General features: G+C 69.5%; 21 protein-coding genes and 1 pseudogene. 12 read left to right on the top strand and 10 right to left on the bottom strand.

All coding sequences use genetic code 11. From position 1 onward, the window contains the following. Positions 1-6: 6 nt before the first annotated feature. Entirely contained in the window at positions 7-681 is a 675-nt protein-coding gene (locus ABD378_RS11850; protein WP_344520592.1) for a class I SAM-dependent methyltransferase, read from the bottom strand. Between the two features lie 158 nt (positions 682-839). Further along, positions 840-1,280 carry a glycine-rich domain-containing protein gene (locus ABD378_RS11845; RefSeq protein ID WP_344520591.1) on the bottom strand — a complete coding sequence of 147 codons (441 nt, stop codon included), beginning with the start codon at positions 1,278-1,280 and terminating at the stop codon, positions 840-842. Positions 1,281-1,508: 228 nt separating this feature from the next. Here ABD378_RS11845 and ABD378_RS11840 point away from each other — a divergent pair, with 228 nt between their 5' ends. Then, the gene (locus ABD378_RS11840; RefSeq protein WP_344520589.1) at positions 1,509-2,804 is read left to right on the top strand and encodes a helix-turn-helix domain-containing protein; all 1,296 of its coding nucleotides are present in this window, start codon (positions 1,509-1,511) and stop codon (positions 2,802-2,804) included. A gap of 7 nt (positions 2,805-2,811) precedes the next feature. Here the strand turns inward: ABD378_RS11840 and ABD378_RS11835 are convergent, their stop codons facing one another. From ABD378_RS11835 to ABD378_RS11825, 3 genes are all read right to left on the bottom strand, one after another. Next, entirely contained in the window at positions 2,812-3,021 is a 210-nt protein-coding gene (locus ABD378_RS11835) for a DUF397 domain-containing protein (protein ID WP_344520588.1), read from the bottom strand. 25 nt (positions 3,022-3,046) lie between these two features. Beyond that, positions 3,047-3,898, bottom strand: a complete 852-nt coding sequence (locus ABD378_RS11830) for a helix-turn-helix domain-containing protein (protein WP_344520587.1) — start codon at positions 3,896-3,898, stop codon at positions 3,047-3,049. Positions 3,899-4,266: 368 nt separating this feature from the next. Beyond that, entirely contained in the window at positions 4,267-4,413 is a 147-nt protein-coding gene (locus tag ABD378_RS11825) for a hypothetical protein (protein WP_344520586.1), read from the bottom strand. 17 nt (positions 4,414-4,430) lie between these two features. Between ABD378_RS11825 and ABD378_RS11820 the strand changes: the two genes are divergently transcribed. Further along, the gene (locus ABD378_RS11820) at positions 4,431-4,868 is read left to right on the top strand and encodes an ATP-binding protein (RefSeq protein ID WP_344520585.1); all 438 of its coding nucleotides are present in this window, start codon (positions 4,431-4,433) and stop codon (positions 4,866-4,868) included. A gap of 122 nt (positions 4,869-4,990) precedes the next feature. On the opposite strand, the gene ABD378_RS11815 is transcribed toward ABD378_RS11820, so the two are convergent. From ABD378_RS11815 to ABD378_RS11795, 5 genes are all read right to left on the bottom strand, one after another. Continuing rightward, positions 4,991-5,842 (bottom strand): EamA family transporter, encoded by an 852-nt coding sequence (locus tag ABD378_RS11815; RefSeq protein WP_344520584.1) that lies wholly within the window; start codon positions 5,840-5,842, stop codon positions 4,991-4,993. Continuing rightward, entirely contained in the window at positions 5,839-6,336 is a 498-nt protein-coding gene (locus ABD378_RS11810; RefSeq protein ID WP_344520583.1) for a YbaK/EbsC family protein, read from the bottom strand. Before ABD378_RS11810 ends, ABD378_RS11815 begins: the two co-directional genes overlap by 4 nt. Before the next feature lie 79 nt (positions 6,337-6,415). Then, complete coding sequence (locus ABD378_RS11805; protein WP_344520615.1) at positions 6,416-8,065, bottom strand: penicillin-binding transpeptidase domain-containing protein; 1,650 nt, start codon at positions 8,063-8,065, stop codon at positions 6,416-6,418. 222 nt (positions 8,066-8,287) lie between these two features. After that, positions 8,288-9,919, bottom strand: coding sequence for a penicillin-binding transpeptidase domain-containing protein (locus ABD378_RS11800; RefSeq protein WP_344520582.1), 1,632 nt, complete (start codon positions 9,917-9,919; stop codon positions 8,288-8,290). 134 nt (positions 9,920-10,053) lie between these two features. After that, positions 10,054-11,802 (bottom strand): dolichyl-phosphate-mannose--protein mannosyltransferase, encoded by a 1,749-nt coding sequence (locus ABD378_RS11795; RefSeq protein ID WP_344520581.1) that lies wholly within the window; start codon positions 11,800-11,802, stop codon positions 10,054-10,056. 62 nt (positions 11,803-11,864) lie between these two features. Between ABD378_RS11795 and rsmI the strand changes: the two genes are divergently transcribed. From rsmI to ABD378_RS11745, 10 genes and pseudogenes are all read left to right on the top strand, one after another. Next, complete coding sequence (gene rsmI / locus ABD378_RS11790; protein ID WP_344520580.1) at positions 11,865-12,806, top strand: 16S rRNA (cytidine(1402)-2'-O)-methyltransferase; 942 nt, start codon at positions 11,865-11,867, stop codon at positions 12,804-12,806. 194 nt (positions 12,807-13,000) lie between these two features. Continuing rightward, on the top strand, positions 13,001-13,435 hold the full coding sequence (locus ABD378_RS11785; protein WP_344520579.1) for a hypothetical protein: 435 nt from the start codon (positions 13,001-13,003) through the stop codon (positions 13,433-13,435). A 23-nt stretch (positions 13,436-13,458) separates the two neighbouring features. Further along, entirely contained in the window at positions 13,459-14,349 is an 891-nt protein-coding gene (locus ABD378_RS11780; RefSeq protein WP_344520577.1) for a TatD family hydrolase, read from the top strand. A 148-nt stretch (positions 14,350-14,497) separates the two neighbouring features. Further along, positions 14,498-15,784, top strand: coding sequence for a resuscitation-promoting factor (locus ABD378_RS11775; RefSeq protein ID WP_344520576.1), 1,287 nt, complete (start codon positions 14,498-14,500; stop codon positions 15,782-15,784). A 309-nt stretch (positions 15,785-16,093) separates the two neighbouring features. Then, a complete protein-coding gene (rsmA, locus tag ABD378_RS11770) occupies positions 16,094-16,963 on the top strand; it encodes a 16S rRNA (adenine(1518)-N(6)/adenine(1519)-N(6))-dimethyltransferase RsmA (RefSeq protein WP_344520574.1) in 870 nt (289 codons plus the stop codon). 2 nt (positions 16,964-16,965) lie between these two features. Beyond that, positions 16,966-17,853 carry a 4-(cytidine 5'-diphospho)-2-C-methyl-D-erythritol kinase gene (locus tag ABD378_RS11765; protein ID WP_344520614.1) on the top strand — a complete coding sequence of 296 codons (888 nt, stop codon included), beginning with the start codon at positions 16,966-16,968 and terminating at the stop codon, positions 17,851-17,853. Positions 17,854-17,938: 85 nt separating this feature from the next. Further along, positions 17,939-19,303 carry an acyltransferase family protein gene (locus ABD378_RS11760; RefSeq protein WP_344520573.1) on the top strand — a complete coding sequence of 455 codons (1,365 nt, stop codon included), beginning with the start codon at positions 17,939-17,941 and terminating at the stop codon, positions 19,301-19,303. A gap of 185 nt (positions 19,304-19,488) precedes the next feature. After that, positions 19,489-21,324 (top strand): ABC-F family ATP-binding cassette domain-containing protein, encoded by a 1,836-nt coding sequence (locus tag ABD378_RS11755; RefSeq protein ID WP_344520571.1) that lies wholly within the window; start codon positions 19,489-19,491, stop codon positions 21,322-21,324. Positions 21,325-21,470: 146 nt separating this feature from the next. After that, on the top strand, positions 21,471-23,309 hold the full coding sequence (locus ABD378_RS11750; protein ID WP_344520570.1) for an outer membrane protein assembly factor BamB family protein: 1,839 nt from the start codon (positions 21,471-21,473) through the stop codon (positions 23,307-23,309). 67 nt (positions 23,310-23,376) lie between these two features. Continuing rightward, positions 23,377-23,640: pseudogene (locus ABD378_RS11745) on the top strand (hypothetical protein); the annotation flags it as partial.

Genomic DNA, 23,640 nt, shown 5'->3' with positions numbered 1-23,640 from the left:
CGAGCCTTACTCGGGTGCCTGTGCGCGCACCATGAGGGTGCCTGTGTCCCTGGGGTTAGGGGCCTTGAGAATGTGAGCGTCGATGTCGGTAAAGCCGTGCCTCTTGAGGACGTCCGCCCACATGTCGGGAGTGAACTGCCAGCGAAGTACTGTGAGTTCGTGCTCGCGGCCTTCGAGCCACCTGCCCCGCATCTGCTGAGGCCCGTAGAGCCCGGCGACGGGCTCGGCTTGAGAGAACGCGAAAACGCCACTGGGGGCGAGGCGCTTGGCGACGGCAGGGAACAGTTCTTCGGGTTCTGTGAACCACACGGCGCCCCATACTGAGTAGATCGCGTCGTACGCCGTGGTGCCGGAGGCGAGAAACGCGCAGGCTTCCTCGTGGACGAAGGCCAGCCCGGGGGTCCCCTGCCAGAAGGTTCGGGCCCGCGCGACCTGGATCGAGGAGAAATCCACCGCCGTCACGTCCACGCCCTGGTGAGCCAGGCAGGCGGCTTCCTTGCCTTCGGCCGGTCCCAGCTCAAGGGCGCGGCGGGGTCGGCCGAGGATTTCGGCGCCGGGCCCGTGATCGGAGTACTGGGTCCAATTGAACCGGTCCATCTGCGGTGTCGGCTGGGTGCCCTCCCCCTTGTGGGGCTTGTACTTGTCCCAGTACTCGGCCGGTGTCGTGGGCTCGTGGGGCATGAAGCTCCTCGGGAGGATGGTGGGACCGGTGTCCTTCGAGCTGGATACCGTATCGGCGCTACCTCCCGCCCACGGGCAAGCGACACAACGTCACCCGGATGTGGGCATGCAGTGAGCCGGGAGCGCTCGTGGCGCTTCCGGCTCCGACTGCTTCCGGCTCAGTGACAGTTGGCCCCTGGCCTGCACGGGCCGCACTTTCCGTAGTCGCGTTCCCAGAGCTTCCAGTCCACGTCGAAGCCCGCCTCGGCGATGATCTGGGCGGTGCGCTCGACCGAGCCGTCGTACTTGAACTCGATCTCCGGGATGTGCTCCAGGAAGTTCCCGTCGAAGTGCTGGGCGCAGAATTCCCGATAGTTCTTGGTGTCCAGGATGAAGACATGAACTGCGAGGTCGACCAGGCGACCGCAGCACATTTCGAGACCCTGGCCCCAGTTCTCGATGGCCGTGATGAGGTACGAGATGGCCGCGCCGAAGAGGCGGTTGGCCATCACCTCGTCGACGGGGTGGTCTCGCATGAGAAGCAGGATTTCGCGGTCCCACACCTTTCGCTCCACGTAGTCCTTCGGGTCGCGGACGTACGCTTCGACTGCTGTCGCCATGGTGTCCTCCGTGGTGTCGTACGGGCCTGACGCCGGTAGCGGGCCCGTGATTGAACGACACCACCGGGACACGACCCCCGAAAGTCAACTGCCTTGTTGCGCAAGCGGTTTGCAGACTCTGCACATGCCGTCGCTCCGGCGTCGATCGGTCGCTACCGTGAATAGGCCCGGCTCCGGCGACGGTCCTTCCCTGCCGAGCGGAGCTGAGAGCTCGGGGAAGGAAGCGCGATGCGGACCATCGACCCACTGTGGAGTTCCGCCCAGGTGCGCGAGCTCGTCGACCGTCACGACCCCGGCGGGCTTGTCCGACTGGGGCGTATCGGCCGGGGGTGGCGGCAAGCTGATCTGGGTGTCCTGCTCAGGTGCTCCGCCTCTACCGTTTCCCGAATGGAGCAGCGGGGTGGCCGTACGGCTGACTTGGAACTCCTGCGTGAGGCGGCCCGAAAGGTGGGGGTGCCGACGAATGTCCTGAGTGCGGCGCTCGGGCTAGGTGCACTCCCGCCCACTAGAGTTGCGGCGGACGGTCCACGTTGCGTCGAGGAGGACCCAATGCACCGCCGCACACTGCTCGCAGCCGCCGGCCTTGCCGTCCCCGCCCAGGCACTCGTCGGAATGGACGCCGCTCTGGCGATCACCCCGGGTCCGACTGGCTCGACCGTCCCCCTCGACGCCCGTATCTCGCGGGCGCGCGCCCTCTTCGACGCGGGACGGCACGCTGATCTGTTGGCAGCGCTGCCGGGGTTGCTTGCGGATGCGCAACACGCTGCCCGGCCCCGTGCTGATCTCGCGCTGGCGCGCCTCTCGGCCTGTTACAGCCTGGCCTCGCAAGTTCTGGTCAAGATCGGAAGGTACGAGCGGGCACGGCTCACCGCGGACCGTGCCACCGTCTATGCCGATCTTTCAGGCTCGCCGCTGGTGGCTGCGGCTGCGGCCCGGGAACTGAGCATCGTCCTGCGCCACCAGGACCAGGCCGACACCGCGCAGCGTCTCATTCTCGATGCAGCAAGCCAGGTCGAGGCCACCGGGCTGAGGATCCCGGCGCAGGCGGCGGCGTATGCGCAGATGTTGTGCACCACGTCGTATACGGCGGCGCGGGCCGGAGACCGGGACCAGGCACAAGCCATGATCCACGAAGCCTCCAGAGCTGCGCGCCGCCTTCCCCAACAGGCACCGTCATCGCGCCTGTTTCCGATTACGCCTGCCGCCGTTGTTCTCTATGAGGTGGGCGTTCACTGGGCTCTCGGTGATGCCGGCGCCGCACTCCAGGCCGGTCGCTCGCTGAGCGCGGAGCAGTTCCCAACGGCGGAGCGCAAGGGCCGCATGCATACGGATCTTGGCCGCGCATGGTGGCAGTGGGGCAAGCCGGAGCAGACCACACGCGAGCTGTTGTCAGCGCTGCGCGTCTCTCGGGGCGAGGTGCTTGACCGCCCTGCCATTCGAAAAATCGTCGACGATCTCTCAGAGCGGCACCCACGGGTGAGTGGTGTTCGTGAGTTGGTCGCGGCCACACACGTGCGTGGCTGAATTCAGGCTATCTGGGGCGGGTCGACTTGATTCCCGTGACGAAGCCGTCCCACGCGGCGGACGTGAAGGCGAGGGCGGGACCGCTTGGGTTCTTGCTGTCGCGGATGGCGGTGCGGTGGGGGAGGTCGGCGACCTCTATGCAGTCACCGCCACCCGAACCTCCGCCGCTGTAGCTGCTCTTGCGCCAAGCGCAGTCGCCAAGTTCGGGGGCAAGCATGGTGGTTACCTCGACTTTCTGTCCGTTACAGCTCACTCCGGACTTGCCGGATCAGGTCAAGGCTGGCCGCAGGGCTTAGGGCCAGGGATCTCAGCGAGTCGAACGCGAGCGTATACGAGCGAATCTCGTCCGGGGTCTCCATATGCAGGGTCCCCGTGATGTGCTCCACGCACACGACGTCGGAGAACGCCGGAGTGGGGAAGCCGAACATCACGAAGGCTCCGATGAGCCCCACGTGCGCGCCGCCGTTGAACGGCAGCACCTGAATCTCGATGTTCGGGTGCTCGGCACTCTCAAGCAGGCGGTCGAGTTGCGGAGCCATCACTTTCGGGCCGCCCACCTCGTTGCGGAGTGCGGCCTCTCCTTCGATGACGACGAGCCGGGGAGCGTCGTCCGTCTCCAGGACTTCCTGGCGCTGCATCCGTGTGTCGACGTACTTGTCCACTTGTTTGCGGCTGAACGTCTCAGGGTTGGCTCGGTAGAGCGTTCGCGCGTAGTCGGGTGTCTGAAGAAGCCCGGAAACCAAGAGTGGTTGAAACGAACGGATGTAGTTGGACGTCTGCTCATAGTCGATGTGATCTGCGTACGACGGGAGGGTCGCACCGAGGTGCCGGGTCCAGCCGCGTTCCCCGCCTCGCCGGGCCAGGTTCGCCAACTCCTCGACGTACGAGGCGTCATCGATCCCGTAGAACGTGAGTAGGTCCCGCAACTCGCCCAAGGAGATGCCGAGTCGGGCGTTCTCGATTCGACTGATCTTCGTCTTGTGGCAGCCGATGCGGTCTGCGGCCTCCTCCATCGACTTGTCGGCCGCTTCACGGAGTTCGACCAGTAGTGATGCGAGACGTCGGCGGCGGACGGTGGGTCGCGGCTGAGTCATACGTGCCCCCTTGCGTGGTGCGTTGCGAGCCCAAGAGTAGGTGCAGAGTTGGGAGTTGGAATTGTTTCCAACTGATTCGATTGCGGTTCGAATCAATGCGGGTGCACCCTGATGCCAGTTGCCCACTGTGACGTCGCTGTCACGGAGCGGCAGCTGTGTGGTCGTGTGCCGCGGCACGCAGAAGACCCCCGCGACGCGATCAGGCGTCCGGGGGCATGGCCAACGCTTGGAGGAGCGCTGACATGACAGACCTTATCGCCCGTCTCTTCGGACCGTTCTTACGCTTCCTGCTCCCCGCGACCGGGCGCCATCGGGGAGCGTCGGCGGCTTCGTGCAGTCGCTGTGAACAACCGGCGTTCTACATCGAGTTAGCCGTAACCGATGTACTCGACGGAGAGGGCAACGTGATCGTCCGCCCCTACCTCGTAGCCGACGAACTGCGGCTTCAGCGGCAGCGGAGGCGCGCTCTGTGGCTTGCCGTGCACGGGGTTGACGTAGGGCCTCGGATCATCCACGGAATGGAGGTGGCGTGATGGGCGAGGTCGAGGGCGATGGATGGCCGGATGGTGCCGTTGTGTCGAGGTGGCCCCGCCAGCCACGTTCGGTGGGGCAGGCGCGGGAAGGCCTGCGGAAGGTCCTGGCGGCATGGGAGTTGAGCCGTGTCGAGGATGCCGCGCTGCTCGTGCTCTCGGAACTGCTCAGCAATGCCGTCGTGCACGGGAAGGTGCCCAGAGGGCGCGAGGTCGAGACGCGTTATCTGCGGATGGCCTGTGGGGTGCGGATCGAGGTGCACGACACTGCCCGCGAGCTGCCGCGCCCCCTCGCTCTGCCGGGCGGCGAGATGTGCTCAGGCCGTGGGCTGTTCCTCGTCGAGGCCGTCGCCGACCGGTGGGGTGTGACTGAGCGGACCGGGCCCGGGAAGGCGGTGTGGGCCGAGGTCGCGGTGCCAGGGTCCGCCGCCGAGGCGTAGTCGGCACGGGGTCGGCCGCGCTGGGGTCGATGCAGGGAAAGTCCCGGCGACCCGCCGTGATCCACGGTGTGGTGGCAGGACTTTCCCTGCAACTCGCCCACCCCGGAGCCTCAACGGCCCCCTCACCCCGCGTGCAGCATCAACCCGATCCCCGCCACCATCAACCCCGCCGCCACAAGCCGCGGCGCCCCGAACTTCTCCTTGAAGAACACCGCCCCGATGCCCGCCCCCACAATGATCGAGGACTCCCGGAGCGCCGAGATGGGGGCGAGGTCCGCCTTCGTCTGGGCCCACAGGACCAGGCCGTACGCGGCCACCGAGAGGGCCGCGCCCAGTAGGCCCGCCGTGGCGAACGGGCGCAACCGGCCCACCAGTTCGCCCCGCCAGCGGTATGCCGCGTACAGCGGGATGGCCAGGCCCTCCAGGATCATCAGCCACGCGATGTAGCCCATGGAGGAGCCGGAGGCGCGGACGCCGAGGCCGTCCACCACCGTGTACGCCGCGATCGAGACGCCTGTCGCCAACGCCGCGCCGATCGCCGCCCAGTCGGGGCGCCGTCCCGATCCGCGAATGCCCCAGAGGGCTAGCCCCGTCAGGCCCGCGCACGAGACCGCCACTCCCGCCGCCTGCCAGCCGTCCGGCACCTCGCCCGCGAAGACCGCGGCCAGGACGGTGACCACCAGGGGCGCCGTGCCCCGCGCGATCGGGTACGCCTGGCCGAAGTCGCCGAGCTTGAACGACTTCATGAGCAGGGCGTAGTAGCCGATGTGGATCAGTGCGGAGACCACCAGGTACGGCCATGCGCCGGCCGCCGGTATCGCCGCGAACGGGGCGATGAGTACGCCGATCAGCAGGCCGCCGCCGGATATGAGAGTGAAGCCGACCAGTTTGTCCGTGATGTGGTGCGCTATCGCGTTCCAGCTCGCGTGCGTGACGGCGGCCAGCAGGACCGCCGACGCGACCAGCGGCGTCACTTGGCGAGCTCGCGCACGTCCACCAGGGTGCCGTTCGCGTGGTTGATCAGGTCCTTGGGTGTCATGGGGAAGACCGCGTGCGGAGTGCCTGCCGCTGCCCACACCACCTCGTGGTTCAGCAGTGAGCGGTCCGCCAGGACCCGCGTCTTCGTCGCGTGGCCGAAGGGCTGTACGCCGCCGATCGCGTAACCGGTGGTCTCCCGGACGACGTCCGCCTTTGCGCGCGTCACCTTCGCCGCGCACAGTTCCCACCGTACGAGCTCCAGATCGACCCGCGAGGCCCCGTCCATCAGGACCAGGACCGGCACCCCGTCCGCCGCGAAGATCAGCGACTTGCAGATCTGGCTCAGCTCGCAGCCGATGGCCGCCGCGGCCTCCTGTGCGGTGCGCGTCGCCTCCGGGAAGCGGCGGACCTCGCCGATCAGGTCGGCGAGGCCGAGCTCGTCCAGAGCTGCGGTGAAGCGGGGGTGGGCGGGGGAATCCGTAGCGCTCATGCCCGGCACGCTAGCGGTCTGTGTACGGGGCACGCGACCGTGTATCCGCATACCGGACAGCAAGCCCCGGCGGGAGCGACTACTGCCCCGCCAGGAACATCGCCCGGACCAGCGGTCCCGCCGAGTCGCCGCCGTGGCCGCCCTCCTGCACCACCGCTCCCGCGGCCAGATCACCGCGGTACGCCGTGAACCAGCCGTTGGGCTTCTTCTGGCCGTCGACCTCCGCGGAGCCCGTCTTCGCGCCCATGTCGGAGCCGAGGCCCGACATCGGCTTGACCGCCGTGCCCGCCACCGCCGTGTAGTGCATCAGGTCACGCAGCGCCGAAGCCGTCGCGCCCGACATCTTGCGGGGAGCCGTCGCGAGCGTGCGCTTGTCGACGTCCGGGGAGACGAGATACGGCTGCTTGAACGCGCCCGACTTCACCGTGGCCGCCACCGACGCCATGTTCAGCGGGTTCATCCGCACCCCGCCCTGCCCGATCAGCGACGCCCCCATCTGCGCGTCGCTCTGCACCGGGATCGCCGCGTCGAAGGACGGGACACCGATCGACCAGTTGTCGCGGCCGAGGCCGAAGACCTCCTGCGCCTGCTTGGTGAGGGAGTCGTCCTGGAGCTTCTTGGCCTGGCTGATGAAGGCCGTGTTGCAGGACCGGGCGAAGCTCGCCCGGAACGTGCCGTCCTTGATCTCGAACTTGTCGTCGTTCTGGAACTTCCAGCCGCCGTACGTCACGTACTTCGGGCACGGGTGCTTCTTGTCGACTCCCGCGAGCTTCTTCTCCAGCAGGAGCGAGGACGTGATGACCTTCATCGTCGAGCCGGGGGCCAGCGAGCCCTGGAAGGCGATGTTGAAGCCGGTCGGCTTCGAGTTGGCCGCCGCCAGGATCTCGCCCGTGCTCGGCTTCACCAGCACGACCGCCGCCTGCTTGCGCTTGCCGGTCTCCTTCTCCGCCGCCGCCTGGAGCGAGGCGTCGAAGGTGGTCTTCAGGGTGCCGGGAGTGCCGGGGGAGAGCGTGAGGAGTGTCTTGTCGGGCGTCGCCTTCGCGTCGTCCTTCGCCGTCGCCGACTTCTCGGCGTCCTTCGCGCTGTCCTTGCGTACGACGCGCAGCTCCACGCCCGCCTGGCCGCCGGCCTTGTCGCCGTACTTCTCGCGCAGGCTGTCGAGCACCGTGCCGAGCGAGGGGTACTTCGCCTTCGTCAGCTCGCCGCCGTCCCGGTCCACCGCCTTGATCGGCGGGTCCCCGGCCTCGCCGGTGACCAGGCGGTCACCGTCCTTCAGGTCCGGGTGGACGACCGAGGGCTGCCAGCCGACCAGCGTCTTGCCGTCGTGCTTCCTCCGCACCACGGTGAGCTCGGACTCGTAGGCGAAGGGCTTGCTCTTTCCCTCGTACGAGACCGTGGAGGTGACCGAGAACGGCACCTTCGCTCCCGCCCGCTTGCCCGGCGCCAGCTTCACCCGCGTGAGGTGGGAGTCCTTGGCGTACGCGGTGAGCGCGGTCTTCGCCGCCGTCCGGTCGTCCGTGAACGCCGCGGCCTTCGCCACGTCGCCCTTCTCCCACGCGGTGAGGAAGTCCTGGGTGGTGGCGCGGACCTCGGCGGCCGTCGGCGGGCCCGCGGCCACCGGCTTCTCGTCGACCGTCGGGCCTTCGCCGTCATCGGACGAGCCGCCGATCAGGCTGTACGCGGCGATGCCCACGCCGCACACGACCACGGCCGCCACGCCCCCGAGCACGCCGGGGTGCACCTTGGCGCTCTTCGCGCCCGGTGTGCCCGGCGTACCAGGTGTGCCCGGCGTACCAGGCGTACCCGGTCTACCCGTGATGTTCTTGATGCCCTTGCGCTCGCTGGCGCGCCCTCGCTTGCCCACTGACCCTCCGCAGATCCCAGAGCCCCCAAGCTCCGCACCGGAAGGCCCCACACTAGGGGGCTTTTATGAAGCCCCCGACCACATGCCTCAACTGCCTGCGGCAAGCACCGCCGCCACGATAGGACCGGCGGTATCGCCTCCGTGGCCGCCCTCCTGGGCCACCGCGGCGGCCGCCACGTCTTCTCGGTAGCCCGCGAACCAGCTGTTGGGCGTCGCCTGGCCGTCGACCTCCGCCGATCCCGTCTTCGCGCCGATGCTGCCGCTGAGCCCGGACATGGCGTTCTTGCCGGTGCCGCTGACGGCCGTGCGGTTCATCATCTGGCGCAGCTGCTGGACGGTGGACGCGGGCAGGCCGTCGGCCCGCGCCAGTTCGCGGTCGTCCATGCCCGGTGCCACGACGACCGGCTGCCGGAAGGCCCCCGTCATCGCGGTCGCCGTGACCGACGCGAGGTTGAGCGGGTTCAGCTGCACCTGGCCCTGGCCGATCATGTTCTGCGCGCGGTCGGGGCCACCGGACGCGGGGACCGAGCCGTCGGTCGTCGTGATGCCCACCTTCCAGTCGAGCCCCAGACCGAACCGGTTCCGCGCCTCCTCGGTGAGGGACTCGTCCGTGACGCCCTCCTCGTCGACCAGCTTCACGAACGCGGTGTTGCAGGAGCGCGCGAAGCTGTCCGCCAGGGTCGCGTTCTCGTTCGGGGCGAGGCCGGGCAGGTTCTTGATGGTGTTGCTCTGCCAGGTCGCGGTGGCCGGGCAGGGCGCGGGGCCGCTCGCCTTCGTCACGCCCTTGTCGATGAGCATCGCCGCGGAGACGATCTTCATCGTCGAGCCGGGGGCCAGCTTGCCCTCGAACGCCGCGTTGAACTCGTCCTTGCGGTGGTTGGCCACCGCGAGGACCTCGCCGGAGCTCGGCTGCACGGCGACCACGGAGGAGTCCGCGTACTTCGCCACCGCCTTCTCCGCGGCCCGCTGCGCCGGCGCGCTCAGCGTCGTCCTCAGCCGGCCCGCCTTGCCCTTGGCGAGTGTGAGGAGCGTCTCGGTGCCCGCGCTCTCGTCCGCGTGCTGGACGTAGAGCTCGACGCCGGGTGTGCCTCCCGCCTTGTCGCCGTACTTCGCGCGCAGCTGGTCAAGGACCGGGCCGAGCGAGGGGAGGTCCTTCTTGTCCAGGACCTCGCCGTGCCGGTCGACGGCCTGGATGGGGGGTGCGGCGGCCTCGCCGGTCCGCAGGGTGTCGTCCCTCTTCAGGTCCGGGTGGACGACCGAGGGGTCCCAGTCGACCAGCGCGCGGCCGGTGGTCTCACCGCGGACGACGGTCAGTTCGGAGTCGTACGCGAAGGGCTTGGACTTCCCCTGGTACGACACCGTGGCCTCGACCGAGAACGGCACGATCGTGCCGGTGGCCTTGCCCGGCGTGAGCTTCACCTTCGTCAGGTGGGCGTCCTCGCGGTAGCCGGTCAGGATCTTCGATGCCACTTCCGCGTTGTTCGTGTACGACCCGGCCTGCTCGGCGTCGCCCTCGGCCCACGCGGTGAAGAACTTCTGAGTCGTCTCGCCGATCTCGCCGCTCGTCGGCGGCCCTGTCCTTATGGCCTCCGGGCCCGCTGCCGGTGAACCCCCGCCCCCGGTCACGCCGTTCACCAAGTTGTACGCGCCGTATCCCGCGCCCCCCACCATGACGGCGAACACCCCGCCGACCAGAGTGACCTTTACCCCTTTGCGCATACCCGCGCCCCCTCCCCAGGAGCCCTCCCGAATGCGTTCGGGAGGGTGGTTCGCCCAGAACCCTAAGGGGAGGAGGTGACGTACGAGAGGGCTGTTATCCGAAGGTGTCCAAGGTGCTCACTACATGGACGTTTCTAGACCCAGGTGTCGAGGAGCATTCGGGCCCGCCAGGAATCGATGGGAATGGCCTGCCCGGTGTAAATCGGCCAGAACCAGATGAAGTTCCAGAGGATCAGCAGCACCAGTACGCCTGATGCCGCGGCCCCCACGACCCTCCGGCGCTCATTGGACCCGGGCGGACCGAGAATCGCGCCGATCATCATCGCCACCGCCAGACACAGGAACGGCACGAAGACGACGGCGTAGAAGAAGAAGATCGTCCGCTCCTGGTACATGAACCACGGCAGATAACCCGCCGCGATTCCGCACACGATCGCGCCCGCCCGCCAGTCCCTGCGGAAGACCCACCGCCACAGCACGTACAGCAGGGCGAACGCCCCCGCCCACCACAGCATCGGAGTGCCGAGCGCGAGGACCTCGCGGGCGCACTTCTCGGCGGTGCCCGACGGGCAGCCGTCCTTGCCGGGCAGCGGCGACTCGTAGAAGTACGAGACCGGGCGGCCGTCGACGATCCAGCTCCATGGGTTGGACTGGTACGTGTGCGGCGAGGAGAGGCCCACATGGAAGTCGTAGACCGCGTGTTCGTAGTGCCACAGGCTGCGCAGCCAGTCCGGCAGGAACGTCCAGGAGCCGCCCTTGCCGTCCGTGGCGGCCCAGTTGCGGTAGTAGCCGCCCGAGCCGTCCGTCGGGGAGAGGATCCAGCCGAGCCAGGACAGGACGTACGTGCCGATCGCGACCGGCACCGTCGAGACGAACGCCGGGAACACGTCCCGCTTCAGGACCGCGCGGTAGGGGCGCTCGGCCCCGGCGACGCGGCGGCTGCCCACGTCCCACAGGACGGTCATCAAGCAGAAGAAGACCATGATGTACAGGCCGTTCCACTTGGTACCGAAGGCGAGCCCCAGGCAGAGACCGGCCGCCCAGCGCCAGGGCCGCCAGCCGAGGCGCAGGGTCTCGGCGACATACGCGTCAGGGCGCACGATCCCGTCCTCGTCCTTCGGCAGCCCGGCCGCGAGCCTCTCCCGCGCCTTGTCCCTGTCGATCAGGAAGCAGCCGAACGCGGCGAGCACGAAGAACATCAGGACCTGGTCGAGCAGCGCGGTGCGGCTCATCACGAAGTGCAGCCCGTCCACCGCGAGCAGCCCGCCCGCCAGACAGCCGAGGAACGTCGAGCGGAAGAGGCGCCGCCCGATCCGGCACAGCATCAGGACCGACAGGGTGCCGAGCACCGCCGTCATGAAGCGCCAGCCGAAGGGGTCGAAGCCGAAGATCCACTCGCCGATGCCGATGATGTACTTGCCGACCGGCGGATGCACGACGTACGCGGCGTCCGTGGGGATCGTGATGCTCGACCCCTGCTCCAGGACGGAGTCGTTGACCTTCTCGGGCCAGTTGACCTCGAAGCCCCGGTGGATCAGCGCCCAGGCGTCCTTGGCGTAGTACGTCTCGTCGAATATCACGGCCTTCGGGCTGCCGAGATTCCAGAACCGGGTGAGCCCCGCGACGAGCGTGATCAGCAGCGGGCCGATCCAGCCCGACCACCGGACCAGTTGATCGGCGTACTGCTTCGGCATGCCGATCGTCGCCCACAGCCGTGGGCTCGGTTCGGTGTACGCGGGCACGAGCCGGGCCCGGACACCGGCGCCGGGCTCGGTGGTTCGCGCCACGTAGCCGAAGCGGCGCAGCCTGTGCTGCCACGACGGCTGCTGCTCCTCGGGTGCCTGGCCCTGGCGGGTGTCCGGGGAAGACGCGGTACTGGTCACCGCGCCATCGTAGGGAACCCGACTGTGTGAGTCCCGCTCCCGGCCCCTGCGAGGATGGAACCGTGACAGGAAGCGCAGATTCTCCCAACAACCAGCCCTCCGGAAACCCGTCCACCGGAAACCCGTCCCCCGGAACCCTCGTCCTCGCGGGCACGCCCATCGGCGATGTCGCGGACGCTCCGCCGCGACTCGCCGCCGAGCTGGAGTCCGCCGATGTGGTGGCCGCCGAGGACACCCGGCGGCTCCGCAGGCTCACCCAGGCGCTCGGCGTGCAGGTGGGTGGGCGGGTCGTCTCGTACTTCGAGGGCAACGAGAGCGCGCGTACGCCCGATCTCGTCGAGGCCCTTGTCGGCGGTGCGCGGGTGCTGCTCGTGACGGATGCCGGGATGCCGTCGGTGTCCGACCCCGGGTACCGGCTCGTCGCCGCGGCCGTGGAGAAGGACATCCGGGTCACCGCCGTGCCGGGGCCTTCCGCCGTGCTCACCGCGCTCGCGCTGTCGGGCCTTCCGGTGGACCGCTTCTGCTTCGAGGGCTTCCTGCCGCGCAAGGCGGGCGAGCGGCTCTCGCGGCTGCGCGAGGTGGCCGATGACCGTCGCACTCTCGTCTACTTCGAGGCACCGCACCGGATCGACGACACCCTCGTCGCGATGGCGGAGGCGTTCGGCGACGAGCGCAGGGCGGCTGTCTGCCGCGAGCTGACCAAGACGTACGAAGAGGTCAAGCGCGGTTCGCTGAAGGAACTCGCCGAGTGGGCGGCCGACGGCGTACGCGGTGAGATCACCGTCGTCGTCGAGGGCGCACCGGAGAAAAGCGCCGGTGACCTGGGCCCGGAGGAGCTGGTGCGCAGGGTGCGGGTGCGCGAGGAGGCGGGGGAGCGGCGCAAGGAGGCGATCGCCGCCGTCGCGGCCGACGCGGGGCTGCCCAAGCGCGACGTGTTCGATGCGGTCGTGGCGGCAAAGAATGCGGCTCGGGGCACCCCATCGGACGGCAAAGGACTATCGTGAAAAGCAAAGTGCGGGCCGCGCACCGGGCCTGAAGGCTAAGGAAAGACCAAATCGCCTTCAACAGTCGACAGGTCTGATGCTTTCGCCTCGGGAAAGGCGTCCACTGGTCAAAGGGGACGCACCCGTCCCCACGCTTCCGGCCGGAGGGAAACCCCGGTCCGGCAGCGCTTGTCCAGCGGACAAGAGGAGCTGGCATGAGTGAGATCGCCGACACCGGTCACCACACCACGGCGTCCAACGCGATACCTGCGACAAACACCGCGACGAACACCGTTCACGAGTCGTACGCCTTCGCCTGTATGCGGTGCGGACACGGCTGGGAACAGTCGTACGAGATCGAGCATCACGTGGACGGCCAGGGCAAGGAATTCGTGATGTACGTGGCCGACGGCCGGCATGTGCCGTCGCCCCTGACCCGGCCGACGTGCCTGAACTGCGGCGGACATGTCGTACGGATCATGCGGGCCGGGCAGGTGTCGTCGGTGCTCGATCTGATGCAGCGGCATGCGCCCCGGGCGGCGGTAGCGGAGGACTCCGGGGCGGAGGCGGCCCAGCCCCGTGAGCCCAAGCATCACCACTGGCACCTGTCGGCGCTGCTCCATCCCTTCCACCACCGCAAGGCGGGATGACGTCCCCTTCGTAGGATCGGGGCATGCCTTCCACTTCCGATAACGCCGACGCCAAGAACGCCGCGCCGCCGCTGCCCGAACCCCTGCGGGTTCCGGTCGCCGACTCCCACACCCACCTCGACATGCAGTCGGGGACGGTGGACGAGGGGCTCGCCAAGGCCGCGGCGGTGGGCGTGACGACGGTCGTCCAGGTGGGCTGTGACGTGGCGGGCTCGCGCTGGGCCGCGGAGACGGCCGCCGCGTACGGGAGCGTGCACGCCACCGTCGCCCTGCATCCCAACGAGGCGCCGCGCATCGTGCTCGGCGATCCCGACGGCTGGTCCCGGCAGGGCGCGCGCGAGGCGGGCGGCGAGGGTGCGCTCGACGCCGCGCTCGCCGAGATCGACCGGCTCGCGGCGCTGGCGCACGTCAAGGGCGTGGGCGAGACCGGGCTCGACTACTTCCGCACCGGGCCCGAGGGCAAGGCCGCCCAGGAGCGGTCCTTCCGCGCCCACATCGAGATCGCCAAGCGGCACGGCAAGGCCCTGGTCATCCACGATCGCGAGGCGCACGAGGATGTGCTGCGGGTCCTGAAGGAGGAGGGGGCTCCGGAGCGCACCGTCTTCCACTGCTACTCGGGCGACGCGGCGATGGCCCAAGTGTGCGCGGAGCACGGGTACTTCATGTCCTTCGCGGGCAACATGACGTTCAAGAACGCGCAGGGGCTGCGGGACGCGCTGGCCGTCGCCCCTCTTGAACTGGTGCTCGTCGAGACGGACGCGCCCTTCCTCACGCCCGCTCCCTACCGCGGACGGCCTAACGCGCCGTATCTCATTCCGGTCACATTGCGGGCCATGGCCGAGGTGCGCGGTATCGGCGAGGACGCCATGGCCGAGGCGATCTCGGTCAATACGGCGCGCGCATTTGATTACTGACCGATAACGCCTGTGGCCCTGCGGTTCAGGGCAGTGCCACGACACTGCGTAGTCGTGCTGCTTTGGAGAGTGACGGTCGCTCCGCTAGGTTCTGGTCCGCCTCGCCCGATCCGGACCAGAACGAGAACGAGAACGCTGGAGCGCCGTCGTGAGTCATGCGCCGCAGTACGAGACGTCTTATGGGGGCGGCACGACCTATGAGCCGGAGCCGGAGCCTGGGCCTGCGCAAGAGTTCTTCCCTCGGCAGGCCACCGGGGGCGTCCCTGACGGGGGGCGGGCCGAGGCGCGGCGGGCCGCTCGGCGGAAGAGGGCAAAGCCGAAGCCGTGGCCGAAGGCTTCGTCGGAGCGGCCCGAGTCGTTGCGGCGGCTGTTGCCGCAGGCGCTGGTCGTCGCCTTTCTCGCGGGCGGCACCTCGGCCTTCGTCGCCAACGACAAGGCCGTGCGGCTGAGCGTCGACGGCGAGTCGCGGACCCTGCACACCTTCGCGGACGACGTGGGCGAGCTGCTCGAGGACGAGGGCGTGGACTTCGGTACGCACGACATCGTGGCGCCGACCGCGAGCACTGCCCTGGCCAGCGGTGACGAGATCGCCGTCCGCTACGGCCGGCCGGTCAAGCTCACCCTCGACGGGCAGCGGCGCGAGGTGTGGACGACGGCGCGCACGGTGGACGGCGCGCTGCGGCAGCTCGGGGTGCGGGCCGAGGGTGCCTATCTGTCGGCCTCGCGGAGCAAGCGGATCGAGCGGGACGGCCTTGATCTGGACGTACGGACCGAGCGCACCGTGACGATCATGGCGGACGGGCGTGAGCGGACCATCCGTACGAACGCGGCGACGGTGCGGGAAGCGGTCGAGGAGTCCGGGATCACCCTGAACGGCCAGGACACGACCTCCGTCGCGCCCGGCAGCTTTCCGCGCGACGGGCAGACGGTCACCGTCATGCGGATCTCCGGGCGGAAGGAGGTGCGGGAGGAGCCGATTCCGTTCGATGTGCGGCGGACGGACGATCCGTCGCTGTTCGCCGGTACGGAGGTCGTGGAGCGGCAGGGGCACCAGGGGACCCGGCGGGTCACGTACGCGCTGCGAACGGTGAACGGCGTCAAGCAGAAGCCGCGGCGGGTGCGGTCGGAGGTGGTACGGGAGCCGCAGACGCAGATCGTGAAGGTGGGTACGAAGCAGCTGCCGAATTCAGTGGCGGGGGCGGACGGCCTGAACTGGGGCTCGCTGGCGCACTGCGAGTCGGGCGGCCGCCCGAACGCGGTGGACGCGTCGGGGACGTACGGGGGGCTGTACCAGTTCGATACGCGGACGTGGCAGGGGCTGGGCGGGACGGGCCGCCCCCAGGACGCTCCGGCGGAGGAACAGACGTTCCGCGCGAAAAAGCTGTACGTACAGCGGGGGGCCAGTCCTTGGCCGCACTGCGGGGGGCGGCTGTAGGGCGGGTCCTCGTTCGTCTGACCGCGGGGCTGGTCTGTCTGTGGGGGCGGGGCCGCGCCGGTATGTCCGTCCTCGCTATCGTCCGGTGGCCGCTTTGGTGCTTCGGGTCCGGAGTGTCGGGAGCCGTGCTCCGGGCGGACATACCGGCACGTCCCCTCACGAGCGCTGCCGACTGCGGGTGCGTGGGTCCCGGGCGCCTGTGGCTGCGGCGCGGTGCCGCGGGGCAATCGGGTGGGTNNNCTCCGGAGGGGGCTGTTCGGGGTGGGCTGCTGGTAGGGGGGTAGGGGGTGGGCGCCGTAATCTGGGGGGGTGAGTAACAGTGAGCCCGGGGCCCTGCTTGGTGCCGCCGACATCCGCGAGCTGGCCGCTGCCTTGGGCGTACGCCCAACGAAGCAGCGCGGCCAGAATTTCGTCATCGACGCCAACACCGTCCGCCGCATCGTCCGCACCGCGGAAGTCGGCCCCGAGGACGTGGTCGTCGAGGTCGGGCCGGGGCTCGGCTCGCTGACCCTCGCCCTGCTCGACACCGCGGACCGCGTCGTCGCGGTCGAGATCGATGATGTCCTCGCGGGGGCGCTGCCGGCGACCGTCGAGGCGCGGCTCCCCGCGAAGGCCGGATCCTTCGCGCTCGTGCACAGCGACGCCATGCTCGTGCGCGAGCTGCCGGGCCCCGCCCCGACCGCGCTGGTCGCCAACCTTCCGTACAACGTGGCCGTGCCCGTGCTGTTGCACATGCTCGACACCTTCCCCAGCATCGAGCGCACGCTCGTGATGGTGCAGGCCGAGGTCGCCGACCGCCTCGCCGCCGCTCCGGGCTCGAAGGTGTACGGCGTGCCCTCGGTGAAGGCGAACTGGTACGCCGACGTGAAGCGCGCAGGTTCCATCGGGCGCAATGTGTTCTGGCCTGCTCCGAACGTCGACTCCGGTCTGGTGTCGCTTGTGCGGCGGTCCGAGCCGGTCAAGACCACCGCGTCGAAGCGTGAGGTCTTCGCCGTCGTCGACGCCGCCTTCGCCCAGCGCCGCAAGACCCTGCGGGCCGCGCTCGCCGGATGGGCGGGCTCGGCGCCGGCCGCCGAGGCCGCGCTCGTCGCCGCCGGAGTCTCCCCGCAGGCGCGCGGCGAGGCGCTGACGGTGGAGGAGTTCGCGCGGATCGCCGAGCACAAGGGAGCGGGCGCGTGAGCCTGAGCGTGACCGTGCGGGTTCCTGCCAAGGTGAACGTCCAGCTCGCCGTGGGCGCCGCGCGCGCGGACGGGTTCCATGATCTTGCCAATGTCTTTCTCGCGGTCGGGCTGTACGACGACGTCACCGTGACGCCCGCCGAGCAGCTGCGCGTCACCTGTTCCGGGCCCGATGCCGCGCAAGTACCCCTGGATCGTACGAACTTGGCCGCCAGAGCCGCGGAGCTGCTTGCCGCGCGCCATGGACGTACGGCCGATGTGCACATCCACATCGCCAAGGACATCCCCGTCGCGGGTGGCATGGCGGGCGGCAGCGCGGACGGCGCGGGCGCGCTCGTGGCCTGCGACGCGCTGTGGGGGACCGGGGCGTCGCGGGACGAACTGCTCGACATCTGCGCCGAGTTGGGCAGCGACGTGCCGTTCAGCCTGGTGGGCGGGGCCGCGCTGGGCACAGGGCGGGGCGAGAAGCTTGAGGTCCTTGAGGTCGGCGGGGACTTCCACTGGGTGTTCGCGACGGCCGACGGCGGGCTCTCCACGCCCGCGGTCTATCGAGAGTTCGACCGGTTGACCCCCGATGCCCCCGCTCCGGAGGCGTCCCCGGCACTCCTCGATGCCCTGCGCAAGGGAGATGCCGGAGCTCTCGCCGCAGCCGTTGCCAATGATCTGCAGCCCGCGGCTCTGTCTCTCTTCCCCTCGCTCGCCGGCACCCTCGCCGTCGGCACCGAGGCGGGCGCCCTGGCCGCGCTGGTCTCCGGATCCGGGCCGACTACGGCGTTCCTGGCCGCGGACGCCGAGTCCGCGCGGCGGGTCGCCGACGCCCTTTCGGCCTCCGGCACCTGCCGCACGGCACGGGTGGCGGCCTCACCGGCGCCCGGCGCGACGCTGCTCTAGAGGCCCAGCGGGTGTACGTACTCAGGCCTGGATCTGAGTACGTACGCGCTGATGCGAGGCATGCGGTGCGCGCGACCGTACGTACATGGGATCAAGCGTTCGCGAACTGGCCGAGAAGACGCCCACCGGGCGTGACCGGTACATCGACCTGTTGCGGGTCGCCTCGCTCGGCACGGTCGTCATCGGGCACTGGCTGATGGCGGCGGTGACGGTCGGCGACGACGGGCGTACCGAGGTCGGCAATCTTCTCGCCGTCGTGCCCGAACTGCAGTTGCTCACCTGGGTGTTGCAGATCATGCCGGTGTTCTTCTTCGTCGGCGGCTTCTCGCACGCGCTGTCGTACCGCTCCCTGAGCCGGAAGGCCCCTGAGGGGTCCGCCGTCTACTCGGCGTTCCTGCGGGCACGGCTCCAGCGGCTGCTGCGGCCGACGATGGTCTTCATCGGGGTGTGGGGCCTCGCCGCCCTGGTGGTTCAACTGCTCGGCCAGGGCAGTGCGTTGCTCGACGTCACGCTTCGGCTCGTCGCCCAGCCGCTGTGGTTCATCGGCATCTACCTGGCGATGGTCGCCTTCACGCCGCTGCTGCTCGGGCTGCACGAGCGGTACGGGTGGGGCGCGTTCGGCGGTCTCGTGCTCGCCGCGGGGGCGGTGGACGTGGCGCGCTTCGCCTTCGGCGTGCCGTACGTGGAGTTCCTGAACTTCGCCTTCGTATGGCTCGCCGTGCATCAGCTCGGGTTCCTGCGGGCGGACGGCAGGCTGCGGGTGCGGGTGCCTGCGGCCATGGCAGCGGTGGGGCTCGCGGGGGCCTCGGCCCTGGTGGCCTTCGGGCCGTATCCCCTCTCCATGGTCGGCATGCCCGGCGAGCGTGTCTCGAACATGGCCCCGCCGACCTTCGCCCTGCTCTGCCACGGGATGTGGCTGGTGGGCGCGGTGGAGCTGCTGCGGGGGCCCGCGGCGCGGTGGCTCGCGCGGCCTCGGGTGTGGCGGGGCGTGGTGGCGGCGAACGGGGTCTCGATGACGGCGTTCCTGTGGCACCTGACGGCGATGCTCGGGGTGTACGGGGTGCTGATCGCCGCGGACGTGCCGCTGCCGGAGCCCGCCACCGGGGCGTGGTGGGCGCAGGTTCCGCTGCGGATGGCGGCCGCGGTGGTGGTCACCGGCGTACTGGTCGCCGCGTTCCGCCGCTTCGAACGGCCGGGGGCGCCGAGGGGGTTGGTGGCTCCCGCATCGGGACCGGCCTCGGGTCCTGCGGCCGCGGTGGGGGTCGTGCTGTGTCTGTTCGGGGTGCTCGGGCTCTCCATGGTCGGGTTCGGAGGGCTGCTCGAGGGGCGTACGGCGATGTTGATCGCTGTGCGGGTGACGGCGCCGGTGGCTGTGGGGATGGCGTTGGTGGGCTGGTTCCTTGTGGAGCGGGCGGGCAGCTTCTCCTTCCCCGAACGCCGGGCGGGCTGATCCGTCGGCCGTCGGCCGTCGGCGAAAGGCCACCTTGCGGGGTCCGGGGCGGGGCAGGGACGCGGCCGGGGCGGGGTCCAGGGGCGGGGCCCCCGGCCTGCTGGTACCTCGCCATGGCCGCCGGGCCAGTAGCCGCAGTCTCCGACTACGCTGGAGGTCGATCGATCCCCTTCCCTGGAGCGTTAATGGCCGTCAACCTGGTCAATGTCGAGGCAGTCAGCAAGGTGTACGGCACGCGTGCCCTGCTCGACGGTGTCTCCCTCGGCGTGTCCGAGGGGGACCGGATCGGCGTCGTGGGGCGCAACGGAGACGGGAAGACGACCCTCATCCGGATGCTCGCCAAGCTGGAGGACGCGGACACCGGGCGGGTCACGCACAACGGCGGTCTTCAGCTCGGCGTGCTGACCCAGCACGACTCGCTCGACCCCGAGGCCACCGTGCGGCACGAGGTCATCGGTGACCTCGCCGACCATGAGTGGGCGGGCAGCGCCAAGATCCGGGACGTGCTGACCGGGCTCTTCGGCGGCCTTGACATGCCGGGCTTCCCGCAGGGGCTCGACACCGTCATCGGGCCGCTCTCCGGTGGCGAGCGGCGCCGTATCGCGCTCGCGCAGCTGCTCATCGGCGAGCCCGACCTGATCGTGCTCGACGAGCCGACCAACCACCTCGACGTCGAGGGCATCGCCTGGCTCGCCGAGCACCTGCGCACGCGGCGCTCGGCGCTCGTCTGCGTCACGCACGACCGCTGGTTCCTGGACCAGGTGTGCACGCGCATGTGGGACGTACAGAGCGGGTCCGTCTACGAGTACGAGGGCGGGTACTCCGACTACGTCTTCGCCCGTGCCGAGCGTGAGCGCATCGCGGCCACCGAGGAGACCAAGCGCAAGAACCTGATGCGCAAGGAGCTGGCCTGGCTGCGGCGCGGCGCCCCCGCCCGCACCAGCAAGCCCCGGTACCGCATCGAGGCCGCCAACGAGCTCATCGCCGACGTGCCGCCGCCCCGCGACAGCAGCGAGCTGATGAAGTTCGCGACGAGCCGGCTCGGCAAGACCGTCTTCGATCTTGAGGACGTGACCGTCCAGGCCGGACCCAAGCTGCTCCTCAAGCACCTGACCTGGCAGCTCGGCCCCGGTGACCGCATCGGCCTCGTGGGTGTCAACGGCGCGGGCAAGACCTCGCTCCTGCGGGCGATGGCCGAGGCGCAGCGCTCCGACGGCGACGTACAGCCCGAGGCGGGGCGCGTGGTCGTCGGCAAGACCGTGAAGCTGGCCTACCTGTCCCAGGAAGTCGCCGAACTCTCCCCGACGCTGCGGGTGTTGCAGGCGGTGCAGCAGGTGCGCGAGCGGGTCGACCTCGGCAAGGGCCGGGAGATGACCGCGGGGCAGCTCTGCGAGACGTTCGGGTTCAACAAGGAGAAGCAGTGGACGCCCGTCGGTGACCTGTCCGGTGGTGAGCGGCGGCGGCTTCAGCTGCTCCGGCTGCTCATGGACGAGCCGAACGTCCTCTTCCTCGACGAGCCCACCAACGACCTCGACATCGAGACGCTGACGCAGCTCGAAGACGTGCTCGACGGGTGGCCCGGTTCGATGGTCGTGATCTCCCACGACCGGTTCTTCCTGGAGCGCACCACCGACAAGGTTTTCGCGCTGCTCGGTGACGCGACGATGCGGATGTTGCCGCGCGGCATCGACGAGTACCTGGAGCGCCGCAAGCGGATGGCCGCCGCCGGTGCCCCCGCGGCTCCCCTCGCCGCGACCTCTGGCTCCTCCGGGTCCGCCGCACCGGCCGCCCCGCAGAAGGCCGTCTCCTCCGCCGACGCCCGCGCCGCGAAGAAGGAACTCCAGAAGATCGAGCGGCAGCTGGACAAGATGTCCACGAAGGAAACGTGGCTGCACGCCCAAATCGCCGATAACGCCACCGACTTCGAAAAGGTGGCCAAACTGGACGCTGAGTTGCGTGAACTCGTCAGTGAGCGCGACGAGTTGGAGATGCGCTGGCTGGAGCTCGCGGAGAGCGCGTAGAGGTCTCGTAACAGACGCATCACGGGCCGGTCCTCCCTTGGGTACAGGGGACGGACCGGTCAGTTGTGCTAGTGCCTCAGGGTGATAGAAAGGTCGGCCTGAGCACCACTTGGCGTGCCGAAAAATCAGTGAAGGGGGAAGCGCTGATGACTCAGCCGCCCAACCAGCCGCCGTCCGGCGGTTTCGGAGCTCCGCAGGATCCGCAGCAGGGAGCCGCTCCGCAGCCACCGGGCCAGCCACCGCAGATGCCCGGTCAGCCGCCGACCCCGCCGTCGGGGGCCCCGCAGACCCCGCCCGCGCCGCAGCCCGGCTACGGCTACCCGCAGACTCCGCCCGCGCCCCAGCCGGGTTACGGCTACCCGCAGCAGCCCGGCCAGCCCGGACCGTACAACCAGCCCGGACCTTACGGCCAGCCCACGCAGCCCGGTCAGCCGGGTCCCTACGGCCAGCCCACGCAGCCGGGCCCCTACGCCCAGCAGCCCCAGTACGGGTACCCGCAGCAGCAGTTCCCCGGCGGCCCCGGCGTGCCCGGCACCCCGCCCGGCGGTGGCGGCAAGAACCCCTTCAAGGGCAAGCCCGGCCTGATCGTGGCGGCCGTGGCGGCCGCGGCGCTCGTCATCGGCGGTGTCGCCTGGGCTGTCGTCGGCGGTGACGACGGCGGCAAGAAGAAGCCCAGCGCCGAGAAGAGCAGCGACCCCAAGGCCAGCGGTTCCGCGCCGGTCAACCCGGGCGACGGCTCCGGTGACGGCGAGAAGCAGGAAGACCTCAACGCGGGCCGCCAGCCCGGCGAGTCGAAGGTGCTCTGGTACAAGGAGGCGCCCAAGGTGCCCGGTTCCGGCGCCGACGCCAAGGGCATGTGGGTCCAGGGCGATGTCGCCGTCAAGGCCGCGTACAAGGAGATCACCGCCTACAACGTCAAGACGGGCGACGAGGCCTGGCCGACGATCAAGTTCCCGCAGAAGATCTGTGGCACGACCCCGCAGATCACGAAGGACAACAAGATCGTCGTCGCGTACAAGGACGGCCAGAAGGACAACGCCAAGTGCAGCCAGATCCAGGTCGTCGACCTGAAGACGGGCGGCAAGGGCTGGACGAAGCCGGTCAAGGAGGAAGGTCTCTTCGACTTCGCCACCAACGCCGACCTCTCCCTCACCGGCGACACCCTGATGGTCGGCCGCTCCCAGTCGGGCACCGCACTGCGGATGAGCGACGGCAAGGAGCTCTTCGTGGCCGGCAAGAAGGACGAGGGCACCTGCTTCCCCAGCGGCTTCGCCGGTGGCAAGAAGATGCTCGTCGCCCTCTCGTGCGGGGCGAGCTCGCCCACCGAGCACGACGAGCTGCAGCAGCTCGACCCGAAGACCGGCAAGGCCGTGTGGACGAAGAAGTTCCCCAAGGGCTGGAAGGTCGGCCGGATCTACTCCGAGAGCCCGACGATCGTCTACCTCACCAACGAGGACAAGAAGCAGTGGAACATCACCACGCTGAAGCCCAACAGCAGCGCCACGCGCTCTGAGGTCGCCGTCGACGAGAAGTTCGCGCCGGAGTGCGACGGCTCGACCTTCCTCGGCGGCAGTCTGCAGGGCTGCCTGGGTGCGACGACCGACGACAACAACCTCTACCTGCCGACCGAGGCGACGTCCGGCGCCAACGAGGTCGTGGCGATCAGCCTCGCCACCGGCAAGGAAGCCTGGCGCACGAAGTCGCCGCTAGAGGAATCGATGCTGCCGATGAAGGTCGAGGGCGGTTCGGTCATCGCCTACGTCAACCCCTCGTACGACTCCGGCGGCCAGGTCGTCTCGATCCCGATCTCGGGCTCGCACAAGCCGAAGACGCTCCTGAAGAACCCCGAGGGGACCTCGGAGATCGAGAGCGGCTTCTACTCGAAGGCGGTCGACTACGTGGACGGTCGCTTCTACATCTCCACGACGCGGCTCTCGGGCAGCGCGAAGGGCCAGGAGAAGCTGATGCTGGCCTACGGCAAGTGACCTTCTCCGTCGGGCAAGCCGCCCCCCTGTCGCCTAGTTCACCTCTCGTCCCCAAGGAATCGACGTCATGACCCAGCCGCCCCAGCCGCCCAACGAGCCCCCGCAGGGCGGGTTCGGCGCCCCTCAGGACCCCCCGCCGGGTGGTTTCGGCGCCCCCCAGGACCCCCCGCCGGTGGGCTTCGGCAAGGCACCCGAGCCGAACAACCCGTCGTACGGCTACCCGCAGACTCCGCCCGCGCCCCAGCCGGGTTACGGCTACCCGCAGCAGCCCGGCCAGCCCGGACCGTACAACCAGCCCGGACCTTACGGCCAGCCCACGCAGCCCGGTCAG

It is taken from the genome of Streptomyces rectiviolaceus, assembly GCF_039533825.1.
In the GTDB taxonomy this organism is placed as follows: domain Bacteria; phylum Actinomycetota; class Actinomycetes; order Streptomycetales; family Streptomycetaceae; genus Streptomyces; species Streptomyces rectiviolaceus.
This window is presented reverse-complemented; position numbering and strand designations above follow the sequence as displayed.

Bases quoted from the DNA above. Each gene is read 5' to 3' on its own strand.
- ABD378_RS11850 (WP_344520592.1), bottom strand. From the start codon at position 681: ATGCCCCACGAGCCCACGACACCGGCCGAGTACTGGGACAAGTACAAG.
- ABD378_RS11845 (WP_344520591.1), bottom strand. From the start codon at position 1,280: ATGGCGACAGCAGTCGAAGCGTACGTCCGCGACCCGAAGGACTACGTG.
- ABD378_RS11840 (WP_344520589.1), top strand. From the start codon at position 1,509: ATGCGGACCATCGACCCACTGTGGAGTTCCGCCCAGGTGCGCGAGCTC.
- ABD378_RS11835 (WP_344520588.1), bottom strand. From the start codon at position 3,021: ATGCTTGCCCCCGAACTTGGCGACTGCGCTTGGCGCAAGAGCAGCTAC.
- ABD378_RS11830 (WP_344520587.1), bottom strand. From the start codon at position 3,898: ATGACTCAGCCGCGACCCACCGTCCGCCGCCGACGTCTCGCATCACTA.
- ABD378_RS11820 (WP_344520585.1), top strand. From the start codon at position 4,431: ATGGGCGAGGTCGAGGGCGATGGATGGCCGGATGGTGCCGTTGTGTCG.
- ABD378_RS11810 (WP_344520583.1), bottom strand. From the start codon at position 6,336: ATGAGCGCTACGGATTCCCCCGCCCACCCCCGCTTCACCGCAGCTCTG.
- ABD378_RS11800 (WP_344520582.1), bottom strand. From the start codon at position 9,919: ATGCGCAAAGGGGTAAAGGTCACTCTGGTCGGCGGGGTGTTCGCCGTC.
- ABD378_RS11785 (WP_344520579.1), top strand. From the start codon at position 13,001: ATGAGTGAGATCGCCGACACCGGTCACCACACCACGGCGTCCAACGCG.
- ABD378_RS11780 (WP_344520577.1), top strand. From the start codon at position 13,459: ATGCCTTCCACTTCCGATAACGCCGACGCCAAGAACGCCGCGCCGCCG.
- ABD378_RS11760 (WP_344520573.1), top strand. From the start codon at position 17,939: ATGGGATCAAGCGTTCGCGAACTGGCCGAGAAGACGCCCACCGGGCGT.
- ABD378_RS11755 (WP_344520571.1), top strand. From the start codon at position 19,489: ATGGCCGTCAACCTGGTCAATGTCGAGGCAGTCAGCAAGGTGTACGGC.
- ABD378_RS11750 (WP_344520570.1), top strand. From the start codon at position 21,471: ATGACTCAGCCGCCCAACCAGCCGCCGTCCGGCGGTTTCGGAGCTCCG.